Genomic DNA, 21,900 nt, shown 5'->3' with positions numbered 1-21,900 from the left:
CCGATGAATGATCTGCCGAAGCAGCCGGCCGTTCCCGATCCAGCCAACGAACTCGCAAGCGACAGCTCGTCGATTGACCCCCGCGAGTTTCGCACCGCGCTCGGCACTTACGGAACAGGCGTAACGATCATCACCGCCGCAGCTCCTGATGGGAAGCCCTATGGCATCACCTGCAATTCCTTTGCATCGGTCTCCTTGAATCCGCCACTCGTTCTCTGGAGCCTCGGAGTTTACTCTTCGAGCCTGGCGGTGTTTCAGAACGCAAGCCATTTTGCCGTTCATGTGCTCGGCGCTTCGCAACAGGCGCTCGCAAACAGGTTCGCGAAATCGTCCGACGATAAATTCGCTGGCATCGACTGGACGCCGGGGCTCGGCGACGCTCCCGTACTTGCCGAGAGCGTCGCCAATTTTCAATGCCGCTCCGTCAATCGCTATTATGGCGGCGATCACGTGATCTTTCTGGGTGCGGTCGAAGCCTATGCCTACAATGCCAAGGATGCGTTGCTGTTTGCACGCGGGACGTATGGCCGGTTCCTGGCCGACGATGAACGCAAGAAGACACCGTAACGCGTTTCAGGTCGCGCCCGGTGGCTCAATGCTCTGCCGCTGAAAGCTTGTAGATCTCCAGTGCGTCGGCATCCGCGCCTCGCGCGGCTTTGGCCAGTCTGAAGAGCTGTCCCGCAAGCGTAGCCATTGGCACCGGTGTCGACGTCGTCTGCGCGACATCGGCAACCGTATCGAGGTCCTTGAGCATCGTGGCGATATGGCCGAGCGGCGGTGAGTGAATGCCCTGGACCATCCTCGGCACGAACAGCTGAAGTGGGATCGAATCCGCAAATCCGCCCGCGAGCGCTTCGGGCAGCCGATTGGCGTCGATTCCGGCGTTCACGGCAAGGCGTGTTGCTTCCGCGAGAACGGCCATCGCGCATCCGACGATCACCTGGTTACAGAGTTTTGCAGTCTGGCCGGCGCCGGTGGGGCCCATGTGAGTGAACCTACGGGCCATAGCCAGCACATAGGGCCGCACTCTCTCGATGTCGGCAGCATCCCCGCCGGCCATGATGGCAAGCGTGCCTTCCTCGGCGCCCTTGGTGCCGCCGGACACCGGTGCATCGATCCAGCCCGCGCCGTTCGCAGCTTTCAGTCGTGTTGCGAGGTCGAGCGCGGCGTCGGGATGGATTGACGAGAAGTCGACGACGAGCTTGCCTGCGCCGGGAGCCATCGAAAGACCTTCGGCTCCGAAAATCACCTCCTCCACGGCCGCGGCGTCCGTCACGCACATGAAGACGATGTCCGAGCCTGCCATAATGTCGCGGGGGCTGGCTCCATGCCTTGCGCCGGCTTCGACGAGTGGAGCGACCTTGCCTTCTGATCGGTTCCAGACACTGACCTGATAGCCGGCCTTGAGCAGGCGCCGGGTCATGGGCGTTCCCATGAGTCCAAGGCCGAGATAGCCGAACCGCTCGACGCCTTGCGGGTTTGCCTTGCTCGCATCAGCCATAGGTTGCCTCCTCCTGTCGCAGCACGACGGCGCGCGACCGCCGCCTTACCATACATGGCGCATCCCGCGGCGAAACCCGGCCGCCGGCACGGCTTGCCTGATTGTTTGAACCATGAAACATTTGGACCGATCGGGTTGGGTGGCGCCGGTCGGCGCCGGAGCAATGGAGTGGGCGCGATGCGAGCGGTTTCGAGGTTGATGCTGGCAACGGGGGCGGTAGCGGCCTTGATTGCGGGCGCAAGCCCCTCACGGGCGCAGCAGACGATCCGCGTCGGATGGACCATCCCGGCCGAGGAATCCAAGTACTGGATGATGCGCAGGCCGGCCGAATTCCCCAATCTCGGCAAGACCTACAACATCGAATGGACCCAATTTCAGGGTACAGCGCCGATGACGCAGGCATTGGCGGCTGGCGCACTGGATTGCGCGACGCAGGCGCCGCTGTCGCTCTCCAACGGTGTGGTCGGCGGCAATCTCAAGGCTTACATCGTGGCTCAGCACGTCTTCGAGAAGCCCGGCGGTTTCTCGGTCTACTGGGCTGTCATGGATGACTCGCCGATCAAGACCATTGCCGATCTCAAGGGCAAAACCGTCGGTATTTCCGTGATCGGTGGCGGCACGCAAGGGCCTTTCAATCTGCTCCTGAAGCAGAATGGCGTCGATCCGGCCAAGGATATCAAGCTGGTCGAGGTCGGCTTTGCCGTCTCCGAGGACGCATTGCGCCAGGGCCGCGTCGACGCGGTCAACATGAACCAGCCGTTTGCCGCACGCGCAGAAGCGAAGGGCGGCACAAGGAAACTGTTCTCGCTGTCCCAAGCGATGCCGAACATCGTGCACATCCTGGAAGCCTGCCGCGCCGATTTCGTCGACAAGAACCCGGAGTTGGTCACAGCCTATGTCCGCGACATCACTTCGGGCATGAAGAAGGCGCTGGCGAACCGCGAAGAGACCCTCAAGGTCGTGTCCGAGGTGCTGAAGGCGCCTGTTCCTGTGCTCGAGACCTACCTGCTCAAGGACAACGACTTCGGTCGTGATCCGGGTGCGGCGCCGAACTTCCCGGCGATCCAGAAGATGCTGGACATCTACGCAGAGACAGGAATGCTGCCGAAGCTGGACGTCGCGCAGTTCAAGCATCCGACGATCGTCGCACCGTTGCAGTGAGTGTTCGCGCTGCCTTTTTGAGTGATGCATAGCGATGTCCCGCCGCGTGCGGGACATCGCACGAAGATGATGCAAGTATGAAGAAGTTGCGATCACGGATAACGACCGACGGCCTCGACCGGGCCCCCCACCGCGCATTCATGCGCGCGATGGGACTGGACGATGGGGCAATTGCCAAGCCGATGGTTGGCGTTGTCAGCATGAAGGGCGAGCAGACGCCCTGCAACATGACCCACGACTTCCAGGTGGCCGCAGCCAAGACGGGCATCGAGGAGGCCGGCGGCACGCCGCGCGAATTCTCGACCGTGTCGGTCTCCGACGGGATCAGCATGAATCACGAGGGAATGAAGTTCTCTCTCTTTTCTCGCGAGCTGATCGCCGACTCGATCGAGGCTGTCGTTCATGGTCTCGCCTATGACGCGCTGATCGGATACGGCGGATGCGACAAGACGCTTCCCGGCGTGATGATGGGCATGGTTCGTTGCAACGTCCCGTCCATTTTCATCTATGGCGGCAGTTCCCTGCCTGGGCGCGTGGACGGGCGAACCTTGACCGTGCTCGACTCCTACGAGGCTGTCGGCAGCTTCATGACCGGAGAGATCGACGGCGCCACGCTGGAGCGGATCGAGCGCGCCTGCCTGCCTACGATCGGTGCCTGCGCCGGCCAGTTTACTGCGAACACCATGGGAATGGTGTCGGAGGCGATGGGGCTCACCATTCCCAACGTCTCGATGGTGCCCGGTGTCTACGCCGAACGCGCGCAGATCTCGCGACGCGCCGGGCGGTTGATCATGGAAATGCTGGAACGCGGCGGGCCGCTGGCTCGCGACATCGTGACGCGGAAATCACTGGAGAACGGCGCAGCGATCGTCGCTGCTACGGGCGGTTCGACCAACGCCGCGCTGCATCTGCCGGCGATCGCGAACGAGGCCGGCATCGCATTCACGATCGATGATGTCGGCGAGGTCTTTGCCAGGACGCCGCTGATCGGAAACCTGCGGCCCGGAGGCAAATACACGGCCAAGGATGTCTACGATATGGGTGGCGCCGCCGTGGTGATCCAGGAGCTGATTCAAAGTGGTCACATCGATGGTAACTGCATCACCATCACTGGCCGCACGCTTGCCGAAGAATATGGCGGGGCCAACGCGCCGGACGGTGAGGTCGTCTACGCGGCAAGTGCGCCGATCATGCCGGACGGCGGTGTGGCGGTGCTGAAGGGCAACCTCTGTCCGGACGGTGCGGTCATCAAGGTCGCAGGTTTGAAGAGCCAGTTCTTCGAGGGCGTCGCGCGCGTTTTCGAAGACGAGGAGGCCTGTGTCGCAGCGGTTCGTGACCGCAGCTACAAGGCAGGTGAGGTTCTGGTGATCCGCAACGAGGGGCCGGTCGGCGGCCCCGGCATGCGCGAGATGCTCGGCGTCACCGCGCTGATCTACGGGCAGGGCATGGGCGAAAAGGTGGCCCTGATCACTGACGGGCGGTTCTCCGGAGCGACCCGCGGCATGTGTATCGGCTACGTGTCCCCCGAAGCATTCGTTGGCGGTCCGTTGGCCCTTGTTCGCGACGGCGACAGAATCCGGATTGATGCTGCAAACCGGCGGATGGATATGCTGGTCGACGAGCAGGAGCTCGCGGCGCGCCGACGTGATTGGAGCCCGCGCCCGCCGCGTCACCGCGCAGGCGCGCTCGCAAAATATGCGCGACTGGTTGGCCAGGCGCCGGGCGGAGCGGTTACCCATGAGGGGCCGGCAGAATGGCCCTGGTTCGAATGACGCGGCGTACCTGTGCGAGAACGGCCACCTGTCTGGCAAGTTTCTTGCTAAGCTCATTCCGCTGATGGAGGACATTCAGCAGACAGGTTGCGCGACGTTTATGCGCGAGTGAAGTGAGAGACGGGATGAAGGTAGTGCCTTCGAGATCGAGCGAATGGGTGAGACCGGTGACGTCGCAAAAGCCGGCATCTGCGATCATCGAGATCGACCGCGTCTCGCAGGTTTTCCAGACCTCGGCGCGCAAGGATCATTTGGCGCTATCGGACATCTCGCTGACGATCGACGAGGGTGCCTTCGTCTCCATCCTTGGTCCGTCGGGCTGTGGCAAGTCGACACTGCTCTACATCGTCGGGGGCTTCGTCAGCCCGACCAGTGGCGCGGCGAAGATCAAGGGACAGGCGATCACAGGACCCGGTCCGGATCGTGGACCAGTATTCCAGGAGTTTGCGCTCTTCCCCTGGAAAACCGTGCTGGGCAATGTGATGTACGGGCCGCGTCAGCAGGGCGTACGGACGCCTGAGGCCGAAGCGCAGAGCCGGGCGCTGATCGAGATGGTCGGCCTCAAAGGCTACGAGAACTTCTATCCCAAGGAGCTGTCGGGCGGCATGAAGCAGCGCGTGGCACTGGCCCGAACGCTCGCGTACCATCCCGAAGTCCTGTTGATGGACGAACCGTTCGGCGCGCTGGACGCTCACACCCGGACACGCTTGCAGAACGATCTCCTGAACATTTGGGAGCGCGACCGCAAGACGGTGCTGTTCGTCACCCATTCGGTCGATGAGGCCGTCTTCCTGTCGGACAAGGTCGTGATGATGTCGAAATCGCCCGGCCGCATCCGGCAGGTGATCGACATCGATCTGCCGCGGCCGCGCCGCCGCAACGAGCTGTTGCTCGATCCGCGCTACCAGAAGTACGTCGTCGACATCGAGCGCATGTTCGACGAGGTCGACGAGACCGGATCGCCGTCATGACATTGCTGGCTACCTCCGCCAGGCGTGCTGCCCCGGTGTTCGCCTGCATCGGGCTGCTGGCGATATGGCAGGTTGCCTCGCTGGCGCTGAAGAACGACAGCTTCCCGACGGCGATCGAGGCGATCCGGGCGATTCCGGATATTCTCGGCGACAAGGAGTCGCTGATCAACATCCTGGCCTCGTTCCGCCGCATGGCAATCGGGTTCGGTGTTGCAGTGCTTGTTTCGATTCCTCTCGGCCTGCTGATGGGACGCAGCCGTGCGGTTGCGGCCTTCTTCAATCCGCTTCTGATGGTGATCTACCCGGTGCCAAAGGCGGCCCTGATGCCGATCATCATGCTGTGGCTGGGGGTCGGCGATATCGCGAAAACGCTGGTGATCTTCCTCGGCGTCAGCCTGCCCGTGATCTATCATAGCTTCGAGGGCGCCAGGGCGGTCGAAGAGAAGATGTTGTGGTCAGGCGCGGCCATGGGGCTTTCGCCCCTGCAACGACTGATCCGGATCGTATTGCCGGCGGCACTGCCGGAGGTCCTGACCGGGTGCCGCACGGGTTTGGTGCTGGCGCTGATCACGATGATCACCAGCGAGATGATCGCCCGTCAGTCCGGCGCCGGGAACATCCTGTTCAATGCGCTCGACATGGGCCAGTACGACACGGTCTTCGCGATGATCATCATCGTGGGGGCGATGGGCATCTGCCTCGACGCGATCTTCGAGCGGGTCCGCGCCAGGCTCGTGCGCTGGTCCGAACCTCAGTTCGACATGCCGTTGAGCTTCTCATGACGCCGCGTATTCTCCCATCAACTGTCTTTCTCGGTGTTGCGCCAATCGTGCTGGTGATCGCGGTTTGGCAAGGCCTGGTGTCATTCGGCTTTGCGCCTGCGGTCCTGCTGCCGCCGCCCGGATTTGTCTTCGGCCGGTTGCTCCAGCAGCTCGTGACCTGGACCTTTCAGCAGGAGATCGTGGCAACCCTGATCCGGCTGTTTGCCGGCTTTGCGATTGCGGTCGTGCTCGGCGTCAGCATCGGCATCGCCGCTGCCGCCAGTCCCGCGATCAATGCCGTCGTTCGGCCGATCGTGCGCGTATTGGCTCCGTTGCCAAAGGTTGCGCTCTATCCGGCGCTGCTGCTGCTGCTCGGCTTCGGCCACGGATCGAAGATCACGCTGGTGGCTGCGGATGCGCTGTTTCCCATTCTTCTATCCACCTACTATGGCGCCTCGACCGTGGAGCAGAAACTGATCTGGTCGGCCATGGCGGCGGGAACGCCGCGCTATCAAATCCTCTTCAAGGTGGTGCTGCCGGCGGCGATGCCGTCGATCCTGACCGGGTGCCGGATCGGCCTTGTCATTTCCTGCATCGTGGTGTTTCTGGCCGAGATGATCACGTCGACGGACGGGCTGGGCCATGCCCTCGTCACGGCGGCCCGGACGTTCCAGGCCGTCGACATGTTCGTGCCGCTGATCACGATCTCGCTGCTGGGTTTGATCCTGAATGCGCTGCTGGGCGCCGTGCGATCGTACCTCCTACGGGGCTTTCCCGAAGCGTGATCTGACGGAACAAGAAACACGATACCGGGAGTGAACCATGCTGGCTGATCGCATCGAGGCAAAATGGATCGACGCATTTTGCGAGATTTTCGAACGATGCGCCGTCAAGGCCGGTGATACCGCGGCGATCCTCTCGGAAACGCAATCGCGTGCGCTGAATGTGCATCTGGCGGAACTCGCGCTGCTGCGGATGGGCGCGCGGCCATTTCATGTGGTGATGCCGACGCCGCGCAATCGCAATATCGTTCCGGTTCGTTCGACAGGGGCGAGCGAGGCGATCCAGCGACTCGGCCCGGTGATCAGTGCGCTTCAGCAGGCCGGCTTTGTGGTGGATTGCACCATCGAGGGCCTGATGCACGCGGTGGAGACGCCCGAGATCCTCAAGGCCGGCGCACGGATTCTGGTGATCTCCAACGAGCACCCGGAGGCGCTGGAGCGGATGGTGCCGGACCCCGCACTCGAGAAGCGCGTTCGCGCGGCGGCGAAGATGCTGCGCGGGACCAAGCGGATGCGGGTCACCTCAAAAGCCGGCACTGCGCTCGACGTGGACATGGTCGGTGCGTCAACAGTTGGCGTATGGGGCTGGACCGATAAGCCCGGCACGCTGGCGCATTGGCCGGGTGGCATCGTCGTCAGCTTTCCCAAGAGCGGAACGATCAACGGCACGCTGGTGATGGCGCCCGGCGACATCAACCTGACCTTCAAGCGCTACCTGACATCCCCCGTGAAGATGACGTTGAAGGACGATTACGTCGTCGAGCTGGAAGGCGAGGGCACGGATGCCGCGATGATGCGTGCCTATCTCGCCGCCTGGGGCGATCGCGAGGCCTATGCGGTCTCGCATGTCGGTTTCGGCATGAATCCGGCCGCGCGCTATGAAGCGCTGTCGATGTACGACCAGCGCGACACCAACGGCACGGAGATACGTGCGGTCTCCGGCAATTTCCTGTTCTCGACCGGCGCGAACGAATTCGCCGGCCGCTACACGGCGGGCCATTTCGACCTGCCGATGATGGGGACCACCATCGAGCTGGACGGCGTCGCGGTTGTGCGGGAAGGCGTGCTTCAGGACGTCTTCGGCTAGTCGCGATCGAGTACTGGCGGGCGAGCCAGCTGGAAATGCCGGAGCAGGTCGACCATGGCCTGCAGCCGCTTTGCCCGATAGGCGTCGACATCGAGCCCGGAATAATCGAGAAAGCCTGCGCCAGTTCGCAGGCCGATCCGGCCTTCGTGCATGTTGCGCGAGATGACCTCCGGCGCGCGATAGCGGTCGCTGCCGAGTGCGCCTTCGAGGTAACGGCTCGCATAGTAGAGGATATCGCCACCGCCCCAGTCGATGAACTCGAGCAGTCCGAGCACGGCATAGCGGAAGCCGAAGCCGTAGCGGATCGCCTTGTCGATCTCCTCCGCGCTGGCGACGCCTTCCTCGACCATGCGAGCGGCCTCGTTCATGGCCAGCGCCTGGATGCGCGGGACGATGAAGCCGGGCGTCGCCGCGCAGACCACCGGAACCTTGCCGATGCCTTCAAGCAGCGCCTTGACCGTGTCGATGACGGCGGGATCGGTGGCTTTTCCGGGCGAAACCTCGACCAGCGGGATCAGATAGGCCGGGTTGAGCCAGTGCACGTTGAGGAAGCGGCGTGGGTTCACGATCGCGCCTGAGAGATCGTCGACGAGGATGGTCGACGTGGTCGATGCAATGATCGTGTCCGGCTTTACCTGTCTTGAGGCCGCCCCCAGCACCTCCCGCTTGAGCTCGACGACTTCAGGGACACCCTCAAAAACGATACCGGAATCGGCAAGCACAGCGCCGCTCTGGCTAGCCGCCGCCACCGAGACACGCGCGATGAGCGGATCGACATCTGCCTCGGCCAGCAATCCCAGGTTCGAGAGGCTCGCAAATGTCTTCCTGACTTCGCCGAGCGCATCCGCTTGCAGCTTGGCGAAGTCCTCGGCGGAACGGGGCTTGATGTCGATCATCGTGACCCTGTGCCCAGCATAGGCGAACGCGACGGCGATGCCTCGCCCCATGCGGCCGGCCCCGAGACAGGCGATGTTGGCGCGATTGGTCATCGATCAGAATCCATTGCGAAGCAGCGTCTGCAATTCGGCCTTGCTGAGGCTGCCAAGACCAAGCGTATCGAGCGTTCGGCCGCCTTGGGCAAAATCCTCACCGCAGATCGCGCCACCGATGGCGAGGAAAGCCTTGGCCAGCGGCGTAGCCACGCCCGCAACGCTGGCGACGGACACCAGAAGCGACAACCCAAGCCGCAAATCCTCGCGTATGTAGCGGTGCTCGGCCAGCACGATGCGCTCGCGCCAGTCGCCGGAGTCCGTCAGCCGGTCATGCGAGCCGCGCCCATACATCCAGATCTCGCCCTCTTTCGCGTAGTGGTGAACGAGCGGGAAATGCGGTGCACCGTAGCCGAGCGCCTCGCGTACCGCGATCCGCTCGGCGTCGAGCGCGTCGGTCGCCCGGCGGATCGAGGCTTGCGTTCCTTCCTTGTGGATGTCCCATCGCTCGAAATGTTCGATCGGGCCGGCGTTCATCACGATCAGTGGCGGATGGATAATGGGACCTGCATTCATCAGCGCGCCGGACAGCGCATCTCCGCAGGGCTCGATTGCGTCGGGGAAAGCGCGTCCGATCACTTCGAGTGCCTGTGGCGCCCGGTCGAGCGGAAAGACGCCAACCGGCAGCCGCTTCGCGCGGATCGTGATCGCCACTTCGAACGGCCCGTGCTTGCGGGTGAGCCAGGGCAGCGTGCCGGTTTCGGCAAAGCTCGCCTTGGCCCGGTTGCCGGCGTCCTGCGCGGCCTTCGCGAAGATCATCGAGCCGAATGTCGCGGGCGGCAGAAACACGACTTGGCCGTCCCGCAGGTGCGGAGCAAGCAAACGCGCGATATCCGGCTGCGCGAAGGCGGGGGCGGGGCACAGGATCAGTTCGACACCGTTCACGGCTTCGGCGATGTCGGTCGTCACCAGCGCCAGCTTCATGTCGTGGCGGCCGTTATGGTCCTTCACCAGGATGCGCGAGCCATCGGCGCGATGCGCGGCGACCTGATCCGCGTCGCGACGCCAGAGCCGGACCTCATGTCCCGACAGCGCAAAATCGCCCGCGGCCGCGAAAGAGCCGTTTCCCCCACCCAGAACTGCTATCTTCAAGATGCCTCTCCTCGTGCGCGCGACTGCGCATCAAGCTGCTTCAGCAGGAAATGCTGGACCTTGCCCAGCGCCGTACGCGGCAGGTCGGTGACGAAGACGATGTCGCGCGGAACCTTGTAGCGCGCAAGCTGCGCCTGGAGATGCGCCCGCAGTTCGTCGGCTTCGAGCCGACAGCCGGATCGCGGGATCACATAGGCGATCGGTACCTCGTCCCAGCGCGGGTCCGGCCTACCGATCACGGCGCATTCGCTGACATCGGGGTGTTCCAGCAGGACGCGCTCGACTTCGGCCGGGTAGACATTCTCTCCGCCGGAAATGATCAAGTTCTTCTTGCGGTCGCGGACCCAGAAATAGCCGTCAGCGTCGCACAGGCCGATATCGCCGGTGCGATACCAGCCATCCTGCAGCGCATCGTGGGTGGCGTCCGCATTACTCCAATATTCGAAGAACACGTTGGGGCCGCGCACCGCGATCTCCCCTGGTGTGCCCGCCGGTACCTCGCGGCCGGTCTGATCAATCACCTGCGCTTCACAGCACAGGCCCGCAAGTCCGGTTGATCCCTCACGCGAGAGATCGCCGCCAAGCCGCGTATAGATCGCGATGGGGCAGGTTTCCGTCGAACCATAGACCTGAAGCACGGGAACGCCGCGCGCGACAAAGCGGTCGATGAGGTGCGGCGGTACGATGGTCGAGCCGGTGGCCAGGGCCTTGAGCGATGAGAGATCGGTGGTGGTCCAGGCGGGATGCTCGCTGACGGCCTGAATGATCGCCGGTACCATCACCGTCAGCGTGGGTCGATCGTGCGCGATCGTTGCGAGCGCCGTATCCGGCGCGAAGCGGGCGTGGATGGTGACGGTCGCGCCAAGCTGAAGCGCCGGCGTGGTCTGGATATTGAGACCGCCGACGTGGAACAGCGGCAGCACCGTCAGCACGTGATCGTCGGACGTCATGTTGTGCATGTGCTGGCTCATGACGCCGTTCCAGAACAGCGCTTCCTGGCGCAGCACCGCGCCTTTCGGCCGGCCGGTGGTCCCAGACGTGTAGACGATGAGGAGCGGGCTAGAGAGGTCGGTGTGCGGATTTCGGCTGGTGCCATCGCTATGCGCCAGCAGGCTTTCGAAAGTCGTGCCGCGCGGCGGCGCAAAGTCGAAGCCAACAACGGATGTCCCCGGCGCTGTCCGCCCAAGTTCGGACAGAACTCCCCCAAACGCCTGCTCGAGCACCAGCACCTTGGCACCCGCATCGGTGAGAATGAAGAGCTGTTCGGCGACGGCAAGCCGCCAGTTCAAGGGCACCAGCATCGCCCCGAGCCGCGCGCAGGCATAAAGCAGAACCAGATAGTCCGGCCGGTTCAGGCTGAGGATCGCAACGCGATCGCCCCGGCCGACGCCGAGCTCCTGCTTCAAGGCCGTGGCGGTCTGCTCGATACGCGCGGCAAACGCCGCGTAGCTCAGCCGCTCCCCCTCAAAGGCAATGGCCGTCTTGTCTGGCGCGAACGCCGCATTGCGGTCGATCAGGCTACAGAGGTCCACCGTCAGTCGTCCGTTTCGCCGGCCTCATACAGCGCCTCGCGCCCGATACGGTCGAGGCAAAGCTCGGCGGTCCAGGGCAGCATCAGCGAGCCGCAGCGGCTGTCGCGATAGATCCGCTCCAGCGGGAGCGAGCGAAGCATCGCCTGGCCGCCGCAGGTGCGGATCGCGAGCGCGGCGAGCTCATTGGCCCCCTCCATCACCGAATATTGCGCGGCATAGGCGCGCAGCACCTCCTCCTTGCTCGGATTGGCGCGCGCCTCTGTGACGGCCTGGAACCAGATTGACTTGATCTGCTCGAGCTTGATCTGCATCTGCGCGACCGCGATCTGCTTGGTCGGGTACATCCGCCGCTTGACCGGCGGCATGCCCGGCACCTCGCCGCGCAAATAGCGCACGGTGAAATCATAAGCCGCTTGCGCGAGGCCCATATAGGTCGGCGACAGCGTCAGGAACATGTGCGGCCAGCGCAGCGCGGCCTGGAAATAGACGCCGCGCGGCATCAGCGCGGAATCCTCCGGGACGAACACGTCCTTGAACAGCAGCGTCCGCGAAACCGTTCCGCGCATGCCGAGCGGATCCCAATCGCCGACGACGGAGACGCCCTGCGACTTTGCGGGAATTGCGAGATAAAGCGTGTTGCGGCGCGAGGCCTTCTCGCCTTCCCCGATTTCGGTGCAGAGCACGCCGTAATAGTCGGCGTGACCCGACAGCGATGCAAAGATCTTCTTGCCGTTGACGATCCAGCCGCCCTTCACAGGCTTTGCCTGCGTGCCGAAGGCGACGCCGCCCGCGGCCGCCGCACCGCCTTCGGAGAACGGCTGCGAATAGATCGCGCCCTCTTCGACGATGCGCTTGTAGTGGACCGCGCGTCGCCGTTCGTGCTCGGCGCGGGTCTCCGCGTCCATGTCGAGGTCGTCCGCGAGGGGGCCCGACCACAGGGTTGAGCAGACATGCATGTTCCAGGTCAGCGCGGTCGCGCCGCAATAGCGGCCGATCTCGGCTGCGGCCAACGCGTAAGTCTGGTAGTTCGCACCGAGTCCGCCGTGCTTCTTGGGGACGGCGATGCCGAGCAGGCCGACGCGATGCAGGTCGCGATAATTCTCGGTCGGAAAGATCGCCTCGCGATCGTAGGCGGCAGCGCGCCCGGCGAACACCCTCTGGCCGATCTCGCGGGCGCGCGCGATGATGCCGGCCTGTTCGTCGCTGAGGCGGAACGCGACGGGATCGAAGATCGGTGCATCCAGCACGACCTTGTCACTCGCGCCGATCGTGTTGCTGACTTGCATGGTCATTGCGCAGTCACCTGTGGTTTGCAACGACGGAGTCCACGAACTTGCCGAGCGCCTCGTCAAAGGCGTCGGGACGTTCAAGGTTCGCGAGATGGCCGACGCCGGCCAGCTCGACATATTGGGCCGAAGGAATGTAGGTCGCCGTCTTCGCCATCATCGGCGCTGGCGCATTGTTGTCCTTGGAGCCGGACAGCAGCAGCGTCGGCACGGAAATATCCTTGAGCGTGCTGCGCTGGTCGAACCCGATCAAGGCCAGCATCATGGCGCGATAGCTCGCTTCGGGCACGCTTCCCATGCATTCACGCGCAAGTTCCATCCCCTTTGGATCGGGATCGTCGCCGACCAGCTCTTTCACCAGCGACGGCGCCAGTGACTTCATCGTTTCACCGCGATCGAGCGGCCCGAGCCGCGCTGCGATGAACGATGTCTGCCAGTCGCCATCGGCCTTGCCGAACGCCGGGCTGGTCTGCGCCAGCACGACCGCGCGCGCCAGTTTCGGCGATTGCACCAGCCATTTCTGGACGATCATGCCACCGATCGAATGTCCGACCAGAACGGGTCTTGTTGTGCCGAGCTGCTCGATGAATTGCTGGAGCGCATCGGCCAGGGCAGCGATGCTGACGCTGGCAAGCGGCGCCGATCCGCCGTAGCCCGGCATGTCCCATGCGATCGCGCGGAAGCGGCCGCCGAATGTGGCAAGCTGGTGCCGCCAGGCGCGCGCCGCGCCGCCAATGCCATGCAGGAAAATCAAGGGTATCGCGCCCGGATCGCCGGCGGCTTCATAGGCGAAGCGTCCGTCCTTTGTTATCATCGGCGCAGGTTGCGGCACGCGATATCCTCTTGCTGGGCCCGGCGATGCTAACAGGCCTATCGTCGATGGGAAGAGATAATTTTATACTTAAAGCAATTTTCGGGCCGGTCTGTTCCGCGTGGGCTTTCGCGACGTCGACGGGCGCCGTCGTTGCAAAAGTTTGAAGGTTAAAATATATCGGAGACACGAACAGCAGATCCCAAGGAGCCAGCGCATGTCCGGATTGCCGCACTCGCCGCACGCACTGGTAACCGGTGGCGGCCGCGGAATCGGCCGCGCGATTGCAGCATCCCTTGTCGGCGCTGGCGCCACCGTGACGGTGCTTGGCCGGAATGCTGCAGTTCTGGACGAGGCGGTCGGTGCGGGAGCTGCGCATTTTGCAGCTATCGCCGATGTCTCTGATGAAGCTGCGCTGAAAGCAGCCATCGCGGAGGCGCATGCGCGAAAGCCAATCGACATTCTGATCGCCAACGCGGGCAGTGCGGAGTCCGCGCCGTTCTCCAAATCGGACAGCGCGCTGTTTGCGCGCATGATGGACGTCAATTTCATGGGCGTGGTCCACGCCGTCCGCGCCGTACTGCCGGGGATGAAGAATCGCCCCTATGGCCGCATCATCGCGGTCGCGTCGACGGCCGGGCTCAAGGGCTATGCCTATGTCAGCGCATATGTCGCTGCCAAGCACGCCGTGGTTGGCCTCGTGCGCTCGCTCGCCCTCGAGATGGCCGGCAGCAACGTGACCGTGAATGCGGTGTGTCCCGGCTTCACGGACACCGATCTGGTCGCTGGCAGCATCGAAAACATCATGAAGAAAACAGGGCGAACCCGCGAGCAGGCGATCGCCGAGCTCGCCAAGCACAATCCGCAGGGGCGGCTGATCTCGCCTCAGGAGGTGGCCGACGCCGTGCTTTGGTTGTGCGGCGAGGGTGCCGGCGCGATCACGGGGCAGGCGATTGCCGTGGCCGGCGGTGAGATCTAGCGTGCGCGACGCAGGCCCGGAACAAGGAAGCTAAGGAGATCGCATGAGCAGACCAGCCAATCCCGTCACCCTGCCGCTTGCGGACTATTCACCGCAGCACTTCCTGCTGGCCGTGGTCGACGGCGTTGCCACGGTGACGCTCAATCGTCCCGAGCGGAAGAACCCGCTGACCTTCGAGAGCTACCGGGAGCTCACGGATTTCTTCCGCGCCTGCGCGTTCGACGATGCGGTCAAGACCGTCGTCGTCGCCGGCGCCGGCGGCAATTTTTCGTCCGGCGGCGATGTGTTCGAGATCATCGGCCCGCTGGTGAAGATGGATACCAAAGGGCTCACTGCCTTCACCCGCATGACGGGAGACCTCGTCAAGGCGATGCGGGCGTGCCCGCAGCCGATCGTGGCCGCGGTCGAGGGCATCTGCGCGGGCGCCGGTGCGATTGTCGCCATGGCGTCGGACATGCGCCTTGCCGCGAGCGGGGCCAAGGTCGCGTTCCTGTTCAACAAGGTGGGCCTTGCCGGCTGCGACATGGGCGCCTGCGCGATCCTGCCGCGCATCATCGGCCAGTCCCGCGCCTCCGAACTGCTCTATACCGGCCGGTTCATGACCGCGGAGGAGGGCGAGCGCTGGGGCTTCTTCAGCCGTCTCGTCACGCCGGAGCAGGTGCTGCCCCAGGCGCAACTGCTGGCAAAGCAGATCGCCGAAGGGCCGACCTTCGCCAACACCATGACCAAGCGGATGCTGGCGATGGAATGGGCGATGTCGGTGGAGGAGGCGATTGAGGCGGAGGCCGTTGCCCAGGCCCTGTGCATGACCACGGCGGATTTCGAGCGTGCCTTCCAGGCCTTCGCCAACAAGGTCAAGCCGGTCTTCAGGGGTGACTAAGGCAGTTGCTTTTGCCCGTGGCGAGGCCGGCAATGAGGACTTGCGCGAAATTGCGAGCTGAGAATTAAGGCTAAGCCCAAGACCCCGGCCGAGCTCAGGGCGAAGGCGACAAAGCCGCTTGCGGCGGAGTGACCGCCCATGCGACGTTAACCCCATTGCCTGGCGTATTTCGAGTGGAGTAAGGGCGATGAAGGCGATTATCGTTGGTGGCGGTATCGGAGGTCTCACCACGGCATTGATGCTGCGCTCGCGCGGCATCGCTTGCGAGGTCTTCGAGCAGGCCGACACCATTCGCGAGCTTGGTGTCGGCATCAACACGTTGCCGCACGCCATGCGTGAGCTGGCCGGCCTTGGTCTGTTGCAAAAGCTTGACGACGTCGCGATCCGCACCGATCAGCTCTACTACCTCAACCGCCATGGTCAGGAGGTCTGGCGCGAAGCCCGTGGCATCGACGCGGGTCACGACGTGCCGCAATTCTCGATCCACCGTGGCCGGCTTCAGGGCGTCATCCATCGCGCCGTCGAGGAGCGGCTCGGGGCGGACGCAATCCACACCGGTTGCCGTCTTGGTGCGTTTACGCAGGACGAAGGCGGCGTTACGGCTTACTTCTTCGATCGTGCCGGGGCACACATCCACACAGCGCGCGGCGATATCCTGATCGGTGCCGATGGGATCCATTCGCGCGTGCGCGACACGCTGTTCCCGAACGAAGGACCGCCGTGCTGGAACGGTTTGATGCTGTGGCGCGGCGCGCGCGACTGGCCGCTGTTCCTCACCGGCAAATCCATGATCGTGGCCGGTGGGCTCAACGCCAAGGTCGTGATCTACCCGATCGCGGAGGGCTCAAGCCCCGCGAGCCGTCTCACAAACTGGGCGGTGCTGGTGAAGGTCGGCGAGGGCAACGCACCGCCGCCGCGGAAAGAAGACTGGTCGCGTCCGGGCCGGCGCGAGGAGCTGATGCCGCATGTGGCGCGCTTCTCGGTGCCCTATATCGATGTGAAAAGCCTGATCTCGGCAACGCCCGAGTTCTACGAATATCCGACCTGCGACCGCGATCCCTTGCCCTATTGGTCCTCGGGACGCGTCACACTGCTCGGCGATGCCGCGCATCCCATGTATCCGGTCGGCTCGAACGGCGCCTCGCAGGCGATCCTAGATGCGCGCTGCCTTGCCGACGCGCTGGTGCGCGCCGAGCATCCGCGTCAGGCGCTGGTCGAATATGAGAAGAAGCGCCTGCCGATGACCGCCGATATCGTCCGCTCCAACCGGCGTGGCGGCCCCGAAGGGGTTATCGACGCCGTCGAGCAGCTTGCCCCCGACGGCTTCGACAATGTCGACAACGTCCTCAGCTATTCCCAGCGCGAGGCGATCGTGCGCGGCTATGCCACCAAGGCCGGCTTCGCTGCGGTGCCCGGGCTCGCAGCGGTGCGCGCCTGACGCGCAAAAGGGCGATGAACCATCATCGCCCTTTGGTTTCTTGATTGGGCATGACCCTTCCGGAAAAACGCCTCGCGCTTTTCCGGGGGCATGTAGCTAGCCGCCGGGAGGCGGCGGCAGGAAGTGGATGTTGAACTCGGCGGCCATCGCCACCACGTCCTCCGGCTTCTGTTCCTTCATGTTGTGAAGGCCCCAGAACAGGTCGAACAGCTTGCGGCTCGGCGAGACCCAGAACAATACTTTTGCCGTCTGCTCCGACTTGTTGAAGATGCCGTGCGGCACGCCCATGCCGAGGCGGATCAGGTCGCCCGCGGTCGCCTGTGCTTCCGAATTGCCGAGCATGAAATCGAGCTTGCCCTCCAGCATGTAGAGATACTCATCCTGGTCGGGATGAATGTGCGGCGGCACGAACGTCCCCGGCGGCAGCGTTGCGTGCCAGGAGAAGCTGTTCTCGGCGTAGCTCTTCGGCACATAGGTCTGACCGAGGATGTTCCAGGAAATGCCCTGGATGCCCTCATTGGCCCGCGTGATGCCGGTTATTTCGCTCTTCATTGTATCCTCCCGTAACGCGATGCGGCTTAGTTTGCCGCCTTGCAGTCCTTGGCATAGCGGTCGCCGTAATTCTCAAAGACCTTCTGGACGATCTCGGTCTGGAACTTGCCGTCCGGACGCTTGGCGACCTTGGTGAGATAGAAATCCTGGATCGGATAGCCGTTGGTGTTGAACTTGAAGGCGCCGCGCAGCGAGGTGAAGTCGGCCTTCTTCAGTGCGGCCGCGACGGCATCCTTGTTCGAGAGGTCGCCCTTCACCGCCTTGATGGCGCTGTCGATCAGCATCGCGGCGTCATAGGCCTGGAAGGCGTAGGTGCCGGGCACGCCGTTGTAGGCGGCCTCATACGAAGCGACGAACTTCTTGTTCTGGGGGTTGTCGAGATTGGGCGCCCAGTTCGCACCGCCGAACATGCCGACGGCCGCGTCCTGCTGCGCCGGCAAGGTCGATTCATCCACCGTGAAAGCCGAGAGCACCGGAATGCTGTCGGCAAGGCCGGCCTGCCGGTACTGCTTCACGAGATTGACCCCGAGACCGCCCGGCATGAACGTGAACAGCGCATCGGGCTTTTGCGAGGAAATCTTGGAAAGCTCCGGCTGGAAGTCCAGCGTGTTCAGCGGCATGTAGGATTCCTCGACGATCTCGCCCTTGTAGTCGAGCTTGAAGCCGGCGACCGAGTCCTTGCCGGCCTGATAGTTCGGCACCATCAGGTACATGCGCTTGTAGCCGCGATCCTGCGCGACCTTGCCGAGGATCTCGTGAACCTGGTCATTCTGATACGAGGTCACATAGAAGAACGGGTTGCAGTCCTTGCCGGCAAAAGTCGACGGGCCGGCATTGGGGCTGATCAGGAACACCTTCGATTCCGTCACGGGCCGGTGGATCGCCTGGAGAATGTTGGAGAAGATCGGCCCGACCACGAAGTCGACCTTGTCGCGTTCCAGAAGGCCCTTGACCTTGGTCACCGCTGCGTCCGGCTTGAGCTCGTCGTCGACCACCACGACCTCGACATCGCGGCCGCCCATCTTGCTGCCGAGATCCTTCACCCCGAGCGCAAAGCCGTCGCGAACCTGCTGGCCGAGCGCGGCGGCGGGTCCCGACAGGGTCACGATCACGCCGAGCTTGATCTTCTCCTGGGCGAGGGCGGGGCTCATCGCGGTGCCGAGCAGCAAGGCGGCTGCGGCCAAGGTCAATTGCGTCTTCATGATCTTCCCTCGTGACATCGGGCCTGCGCTGCAAGCCGCGTACTCCAATCCAAGCTTATGCCGATGATGGCTGCCGCGGCAAGCAAAGCTCAAGACGCCGCCATCCCGCGCGGCAGCGAGCATGCAAGCGGCGCGCCAATTATTTGAAGCCTAAAGAAATCGACGTGCGGTCGATTGCTGCAGCTTTGGACTTGCGGCCGGCTTCAATTTATTTGAAGCTCAAAACGTTGGGGAATCCGTGCCGGCGCCAATGCCTGCCGTCAATGACTGCATCAGATGCTTGATTCCGAGACCAAGGCCGTCGAGACGCCGGAGGACCACGCCGAAGAGCTTCGGCTGTGGCTGCGTATGCTTACCTGTACGACCCTGATCGAGGGCGAGGTCCGCGGCCGCCTGCGGCAGCGGTTCGACGTCACGCTGCCCCGTTTCGATCTGATGGCACAGCTCGACAAGGCGCCTGACGGCATGACGCTGTCCGATGTCTCCAAGCGCATGATGGTCTCCAACGGCAACGTCACCGGCCTCGTCGAGCGTCTGGTGGAATCCGGCCATCTCGACCGGCGCACGTCGGAGACCGACCGCCGCGTCCAGGTGATCCGTCTGACAAAGCTCGGGCGCGCCGAGTTTCGCCGGATGGCGGCGGAACACGAGACCTGGATCGCCGATCTCTTCGCCGACCTGACGCCGAAGGATGTGCGCGAGCTGATGCGGCTCCTCGCCAAGACCAAGGCGTCGGCGCAGAGGTCGGCTGGTCGCCGCCGGGCGTAGGTCCCGCGGGCCGATGCGCCCGCAAATCCCACTTTGCCGCAGGAAAATGCATGGGATGCCCAAAATCCGCTATTGCGCCAAATTGTTTTAAGCCTAAAATGTTTCCCAGTTAGTGCTGCCGGGTGCTTCCATGCGCAAAGGAGCGTGCGATGGCCAACGCCGCCAAGGTTCAAATATCGGGCTCGTCTGACGGCAATGCGGCGACGGCCCATGTCGATACGTTCGCACGGCAACACCTGCCGCCGCGCGAGCTCTGGCCTGACTTCATCTTCACACGGCCCGAGCTGCAATATCCGCCACGATTGAACTGCGTCAGCTATTTCCTCGATCGTTGGGTCGAAGAGGGCCATGGCGACGCGCCTTGCGTCATCAGCCCCACTGTCAGCTATACCTATCGCGAGCTGCAAGCGCTGGTGAATCGTATCGCCAATGTGCTGGTCGGCAAGCTTGGTCTCGTGACCGGTGGACGCGTGCTGCTGCGCTCTGCCAACAATCCGATGATGGTCGCGACCTATCTTGCGGTGATCAAGGCCGGGGGGATTTGCGTCGCGACGATGCCGCTGCTGCGTGCCAAGGAGCTGTCCTATCCGATCCAGAAGGCGGAGATCACGCTGGCGCTCTGCGACGGAAAGCTCGCCGACGAGATGGAGAAGGCGAAAGCCGCAGCGCCCGGTCTCAGGCAGGCCGTCTATTGGGGCAACGGCGCGGCCGATTCACTCGAGGCGCTGATCGCCGACGCAAGCCCGGAGTTCAAGGCTGTCGATACTGCCTCCGACGACATCTGCCTGATCGCTTTCACGTCGGGCACGACCGGCGATCCCAAGGGCACCATGCATTTCCACCGCGACATGCTGGCCGTCTGCGACGGCTACGCGCGCAACATCCTGCGCGCCGAGCAGAAGGATCGTTTCGTCGGCTCCGCACCGCTCGCCTTCACGTTCGGCTTCGGCGGCGTGCTGTTCCCCATGCATATCGGCGCCTCCTTCGTCGTGCTGGAGAAGACGACGCCGGACGACATCCTGACGGCGATCGAGCAGCACAGGACCACGGTCTGTTTCACCGCGCCGACCGCGTATCGCGCGATGATCGGCAAGCTTCCGGGCCGAGACATTTCCTCGCTTCGCAAGTGCGTCTCCGCCGGCGAGACGTTGCCCAAGCCGACATTCGATGCCTGGCTCAAGGCCACGGGCATCAAGCTGATGGACGGCATCGGTTCGACCGAGATGCTGCACATCTTCATCAGCGCGACCGAGGACGAGATCCGTCCGGGCGCGACTGGCAAGCCGGTGCCTGGCTACGAGGCGAAGATCGTCGACGACGCCGGCAATGACGTGCCGCCTGGGACGATGGGCCGCCTCGTGGTTCGCGGTCCGACCGGGTGCCGCTATCTCGCGGACGAGCGGCAGCGCAAATATGTCCAGAATGGCTGGAACATCACCGGCGACACCTATCTGATGGATGACGACGGCTATTTCTGGTACCAGTCGCGCTCCGACGACATGATCGTGTCGGCCGGCTACAACATCGCAGGCACCGATGTCGAAGCGGTGCTGCTGACGCATCCCTCCGTCGCCGAGTGCGGTGTGGTTGGCGCACCGGACGAGGCGCGCGGAATGATCGTGAAGGCTTATATCATCGCCGCGCCCGGCGTAACGCCGGATACTCAACTTGCGGCCGAGTTGCAGGAATATGTCAAACGCGAGATCGCGCCCTACAAGTATCCGCGCGCGATCGAGTTTGTGACGCAGTTGCCGAAGACCGAGACCGGCAAGTTGAAGCGTTTTGCCCTGCGGCAACTGGCTCAGGCTGCGGCGACGTCGTCGGGCGTTGCGGCAGAATGAGGGAAGGACGGAGCATTTGTCCGTGACAACGCCGAAAGGCCCGCAGCTCGCGGTGCTGTCGACCGCCGATGAGAATGACACGCGTTCGGCGACGCAAATCCTCCAGCCGTCCGGCTGGCCGGTGCCGAAAGGCTACGCCAACGGCATAGCCGCCGAGGGGCGGATCGTCGTCACCGGCGGCGTGATCGGCTGGGATGCTGAGGAGCGTCTCGCGGACGGCTTTGTCGCGCAGGTCCACCAGGCCCTGAGCAACATTGCCGCGATTCTGGCCGAAGCCGGTGCACGCCCTGAGCACCTCGTGCGCCTGACCTGGTACGTCGTTGACATGGACGAATACCTCGCGAACCTGAAGGAAGTCGGCAAGGTCTACCGTGCCATCTTCGGTGCGCACTATCCGGCGATGGCGTTGCTTCAGGTGGTGCGGCTGGTCGAGAAGGCGGCGCGCGTCGAGATCGAGGCCACCGCCGTCATTCCCCGCTGAGTCGCGTTTGCTCC

The 21,900-nt window shown here is 63.7% G+C and carries 21 protein-coding genes; 13 read left to right on the top strand and 8 right to left on the bottom strand.

All coding sequences use genetic code 11. The annotated features are described in order from the left end of the window. The first annotated feature begins 3 nt into the window (after positions 1–3). Positions 4–567 (top strand): flavin reductase family protein, encoded by a 564-nt coding sequence (locus tag E4K65_RS14910; protein WP_135174810.1) that lies wholly within the window; start codon positions 4–6, stop codon positions 565–567. Between the two features lie 25 nt (positions 568–592). Here E4K65_RS14910 and E4K65_RS14905 read toward each other — a convergent pair whose 3' ends face one another. Continuing rightward, a complete protein-coding gene (locus E4K65_RS14905; RefSeq protein ID WP_135174809.1) occupies positions 593–1,501 on the bottom strand; it encodes an NAD(P)-dependent oxidoreductase in 909 nt (302 codons plus the stop codon). Between the two features lie 177 nt (positions 1,502–1,678). Between E4K65_RS14905 and E4K65_RS14900 the strand changes: the two genes are divergently transcribed. The 6 genes from E4K65_RS14900 to E4K65_RS14875 all read left to right on the top strand — a co-directional run bounded on the left by E4K65_RS14900 (position 1,679) and on the right by E4K65_RS14875 (position 8,035). After that, on the top strand, positions 1,679–2,662 hold the full coding sequence (locus E4K65_RS14900; RefSeq protein WP_167770819.1) for an ABC transporter substrate-binding protein: 984 nt from the start codon (positions 1,679–1,681) through the stop codon (positions 2,660–2,662). A 77-nt stretch (positions 2,663–2,739) separates the two neighbouring features. Continuing rightward, complete coding sequence (gene ilvD, locus E4K65_RS14895) at positions 2,740–4,434, top strand: dihydroxy-acid dehydratase (protein ID WP_135174807.1); 1,695 nt, start codon at positions 2,740–2,742, stop codon at positions 4,432–4,434. Between the two features lie 125 nt (positions 4,435–4,559). After that, entirely contained in the window at positions 4,560–5,405 is an 846-nt protein-coding gene (locus E4K65_RS14890) for an ABC transporter ATP-binding protein (RefSeq protein WP_135174806.1), read from the top strand. Continuing rightward, positions 5,402–6,187 carry an ABC transporter permease gene (locus tag E4K65_RS14885; RefSeq protein ID WP_135174805.1) on the top strand — a complete coding sequence of 262 codons (786 nt, stop codon included), beginning with the start codon at positions 5,402–5,404 and terminating at the stop codon, positions 6,185–6,187. The genes E4K65_RS14890 and E4K65_RS14885 overlap by 4 nt, the downstream gene beginning before the upstream one ends. Next, the gene (locus E4K65_RS14880; protein WP_135174804.1) at positions 6,184–6,951 is read left to right on the top strand and encodes an ABC transporter permease; all 768 of its coding nucleotides are present in this window, start codon (positions 6,184–6,186) and stop codon (positions 6,949–6,951) included. The genes E4K65_RS14885 and E4K65_RS14880 overlap by 4 nt, the downstream gene beginning before the upstream one ends. Before the next feature lie 37 nt (positions 6,952–6,988). Next, the gene (locus E4K65_RS14875) at positions 6,989–8,035 is read left to right on the top strand and encodes a 2,5-dihydroxypyridine 5,6-dioxygenase NicX family protein (RefSeq protein WP_092191016.1); all 1,047 of its coding nucleotides are present in this window, start codon (positions 6,989–6,991) and stop codon (positions 8,033–8,035) included. On the opposite strand, the gene E4K65_RS14870 is transcribed toward E4K65_RS14875, so the two are convergent. From E4K65_RS14870 to E4K65_RS14850, 5 genes are read right to left on the bottom strand one after another with little or no spacing between them, the layout of a single operon-like run. After that, entirely contained in the window at positions 8,032–9,024 is a 993-nt protein-coding gene (locus E4K65_RS14870) for a 3-hydroxybutyryl-CoA dehydrogenase (RefSeq protein WP_135174803.1), read from the bottom strand. The genes E4K65_RS14875 and E4K65_RS14870 overlap by 4 nt on opposite strands. Positions 9,025–9,027: 3 nt before the next feature. Continuing rightward, positions 9,028–10,116 (bottom strand): NAD/NADP-dependent octopine/nopaline dehydrogenase family protein, encoded by a 1,089-nt coding sequence (locus E4K65_RS14865; RefSeq protein WP_135174802.1) that lies wholly within the window; start codon positions 10,114–10,116, stop codon positions 9,028–9,030. Then, on the bottom strand, positions 10,113–11,648 hold the full coding sequence (locus E4K65_RS14860) for a class I adenylate-forming enzyme family protein (protein WP_135174801.1): 1,536 nt from the start codon (positions 11,646–11,648) through the stop codon (positions 10,113–10,115). The genes E4K65_RS14865 and E4K65_RS14860 overlap by 4 nt, the downstream gene beginning before the upstream one ends. Before the next feature lie 2 nt (positions 11,649–11,650). Beyond that, complete coding sequence (locus tag E4K65_RS14855; RefSeq protein WP_135174800.1) at positions 11,651–12,940, bottom strand: acyl-CoA dehydrogenase family protein; 1,290 nt, start codon at positions 12,938–12,940, stop codon at positions 11,651–11,653. Positions 12,941–12,947: 7 nt separating this feature from the next. After that, positions 12,948–13,766, bottom strand: a complete 819-nt coding sequence (locus tag E4K65_RS14850; RefSeq protein WP_135174799.1) for an alpha/beta fold hydrolase — start codon at positions 13,764–13,766, stop codon at positions 12,948–12,950. 196 nt (positions 13,767–13,962) lie between these two features. Here E4K65_RS14850 and E4K65_RS14845 point away from each other — a divergent pair, with 196 nt between their 5' ends. From E4K65_RS14845 to E4K65_RS14835, 3 genes are all read left to right on the top strand, one after another. Then, positions 13,963–14,724, top strand: a complete 762-nt coding sequence (locus tag E4K65_RS14845; protein WP_135174798.1) for an SDR family NAD(P)-dependent oxidoreductase — start codon at positions 13,963–13,965, stop codon at positions 14,722–14,724. A 43-nt stretch (positions 14,725–14,767) separates the two neighbouring features. Further along, positions 14,768–15,604, top strand: a complete 837-nt coding sequence (locus E4K65_RS14840) for an enoyl-CoA hydratase family protein (protein ID WP_135174797.1) — start codon at positions 14,768–14,770, stop codon at positions 15,602–15,604. Positions 15,605–15,791: 187 nt separating this feature from the next. Continuing rightward, complete coding sequence (locus E4K65_RS14835; protein ID WP_135174796.1) at positions 15,792–17,042, top strand: flavin-dependent oxidoreductase; 1,251 nt, start codon at positions 15,792–15,794, stop codon at positions 17,040–17,042. 96 nt (positions 17,043–17,138) lie between these two features. Here E4K65_RS14835 and E4K65_RS14830 read toward each other — a convergent pair whose 3' ends face one another. Both E4K65_RS14830 and E4K65_RS14825 read right to left on the bottom strand, forming a co-directional pair. Further along, positions 17,139–17,594, bottom strand: a complete 456-nt coding sequence (locus E4K65_RS14830; RefSeq protein ID WP_080136282.1) for a cupin domain-containing protein — start codon at positions 17,592–17,594, stop codon at positions 17,139–17,141. 26 nt (positions 17,595–17,620) lie between these two features. Next, entirely contained in the window at positions 17,621–18,796 is a 1,176-nt protein-coding gene (locus tag E4K65_RS14825; RefSeq protein ID WP_167770818.1) for an ABC transporter substrate-binding protein, read from the bottom strand. 276 nt (positions 18,797–19,072) lie between these two features. Between E4K65_RS14825 and E4K65_RS14820 the strand changes: the two genes are divergently transcribed. The 3 genes from E4K65_RS14820 (at position 19,073) to E4K65_RS14810 (ending at position 21,886) form a co-directional block, all read left to right on the top strand. Then, positions 19,073–19,564: a MarR family winged helix-turn-helix transcriptional regulator gene (locus E4K65_RS14820; RefSeq protein ID WP_027545928.1), complete on the top strand. Its 492-nt coding sequence runs from the start codon at positions 19,073–19,075 to the stop codon at positions 19,562–19,564. A 149-nt stretch (positions 19,565–19,713) separates the two neighbouring features. Beyond that, complete coding sequence (locus E4K65_RS14815; protein ID WP_167770817.1) at positions 19,714–21,405, top strand: benzoate-CoA ligase family protein; 1,692 nt, start codon at positions 19,714–19,716, stop codon at positions 21,403–21,405. Positions 21,406–21,427: 22 nt separating this feature from the next. Next, positions 21,428–21,886 carry a RidA family protein gene (locus E4K65_RS14810; protein WP_135174793.1) on the top strand — a complete coding sequence of 153 codons (459 nt, stop codon included), beginning with the start codon at positions 21,428–21,430 and terminating at the stop codon, positions 21,884–21,886. Positions 21,887–21,900 lie beyond the last annotated feature (14 nt).

Origin of the sequence: Bradyrhizobium niftali, assembly GCF_004571025.1 — a bacterium.
Classification (GTDB): Bacteria; Pseudomonadota; Alphaproteobacteria; order Rhizobiales; family Xanthobacteraceae; genus Bradyrhizobium; species Bradyrhizobium niftali.
Note: the sequence above shows the minus strand (reverse complement) of the source record. Positions and strands in the feature narration are given on the sequence as shown.

What these genes read in the sequence shown, in the direction of transcription:
- E4K65_RS14905 (WP_135174809.1), bottom strand. Translation starts at nt 1,501, where the DNA reads ATGGCTGATGCGAGCAAGGCAAACCCGCAAGGCGTCGAGCGGTTCGGC.
- E4K65_RS14845 (WP_135174798.1), top strand. Translation starts at nt 13,963, where the DNA reads ATGTCCGGATTGCCGCACTCGCCGCACGCACTGGTAACCGGTGGCGGC.
- E4K65_RS14870 (WP_135174803.1), bottom strand. Translation starts at nt 9,024, where the DNA reads ATGACCAATCGCGCCAACATCGCCTGTCTCGGGGCCGGCCGCATGGGG.
- E4K65_RS14835 (WP_135174796.1), top strand. Translation starts at nt 15,792, where the DNA reads ATGAAGGCGATTATCGTTGGTGGCGGTATCGGAGGTCTCACCACGGCA.
- E4K65_RS14875 (WP_092191016.1), top strand. Translation starts at nt 6,989, where the DNA reads ATGCTGGCTGATCGCATCGAGGCAAAATGGATCGACGCATTTTGCGAG.
- E4K65_RS14855 (WP_135174800.1), bottom strand. Translation starts at nt 12,940, where the DNA reads ATGACCATGCAAGTCAGCAACACGATCGGCGCGAGTGACAAGGTCGTG.
- E4K65_RS14890 (WP_135174806.1), top strand. Translation starts at nt 4,560, where the DNA reads ATGAAGGTAGTGCCTTCGAGATCGAGCGAATGGGTGAGACCGGTGACG.
- E4K65_RS14830 (WP_080136282.1), bottom strand. Translation starts at nt 17,594, where the DNA reads ATGAAGAGCGAAATAACCGGCATCACGCGGGCCAATGAGGGCATCCAG.
- E4K65_RS14885 (WP_135174805.1), top strand. Translation starts at nt 5,402, where the DNA reads ATGACATTGCTGGCTACCTCCGCCAGGCGTGCTGCCCCGGTGTTCGCC.
- E4K65_RS14820 (WP_027545928.1), top strand. Translation starts at nt 19,073, where the DNA reads ATGCTTGATTCCGAGACCAAGGCCGTCGAGACGCCGGAGGACCACGCC.
- E4K65_RS14840 (WP_135174797.1), top strand. Translation starts at nt 14,768, where the DNA reads ATGAGCAGACCAGCCAATCCCGTCACCCTGCCGCTTGCGGACTATTCA.
- E4K65_RS14815 (WP_167770817.1), top strand. Translation starts at nt 19,714, where the DNA reads ATGGCCAACGCCGCCAAGGTTCAAATATCGGGCTCGTCTGACGGCAAT.
- E4K65_RS14880 (WP_135174804.1), top strand. Translation starts at nt 6,184, where the DNA reads ATGACGCCGCGTATTCTCCCATCAACTGTCTTTCTCGGTGTTGCGCCA.
- E4K65_RS14910 (WP_135174810.1), top strand. Translation starts at nt 4, where the DNA reads ATGAATGATCTGCCGAAGCAGCCGGCCGTTCCCGATCCAGCCAACGAA.
- E4K65_RS14900 (WP_167770819.1), top strand. Translation starts at nt 1,679, where the DNA reads ATGCGAGCGGTTTCGAGGTTGATGCTGGCAACGGGGGCGGTAGCGGCC.
- E4K65_RS14825 (WP_167770818.1), bottom strand. Translation starts at nt 18,796, where the DNA reads ATGAAGACGCAATTGACCTTGGCCGCAGCCGCCTTGCTGCTCGGCACC.
- ilvD (WP_135174807.1), top strand. Translation starts at nt 2,740, where the DNA reads ATGAAGAAGTTGCGATCACGGATAACGACCGACGGCCTCGACCGGGCC.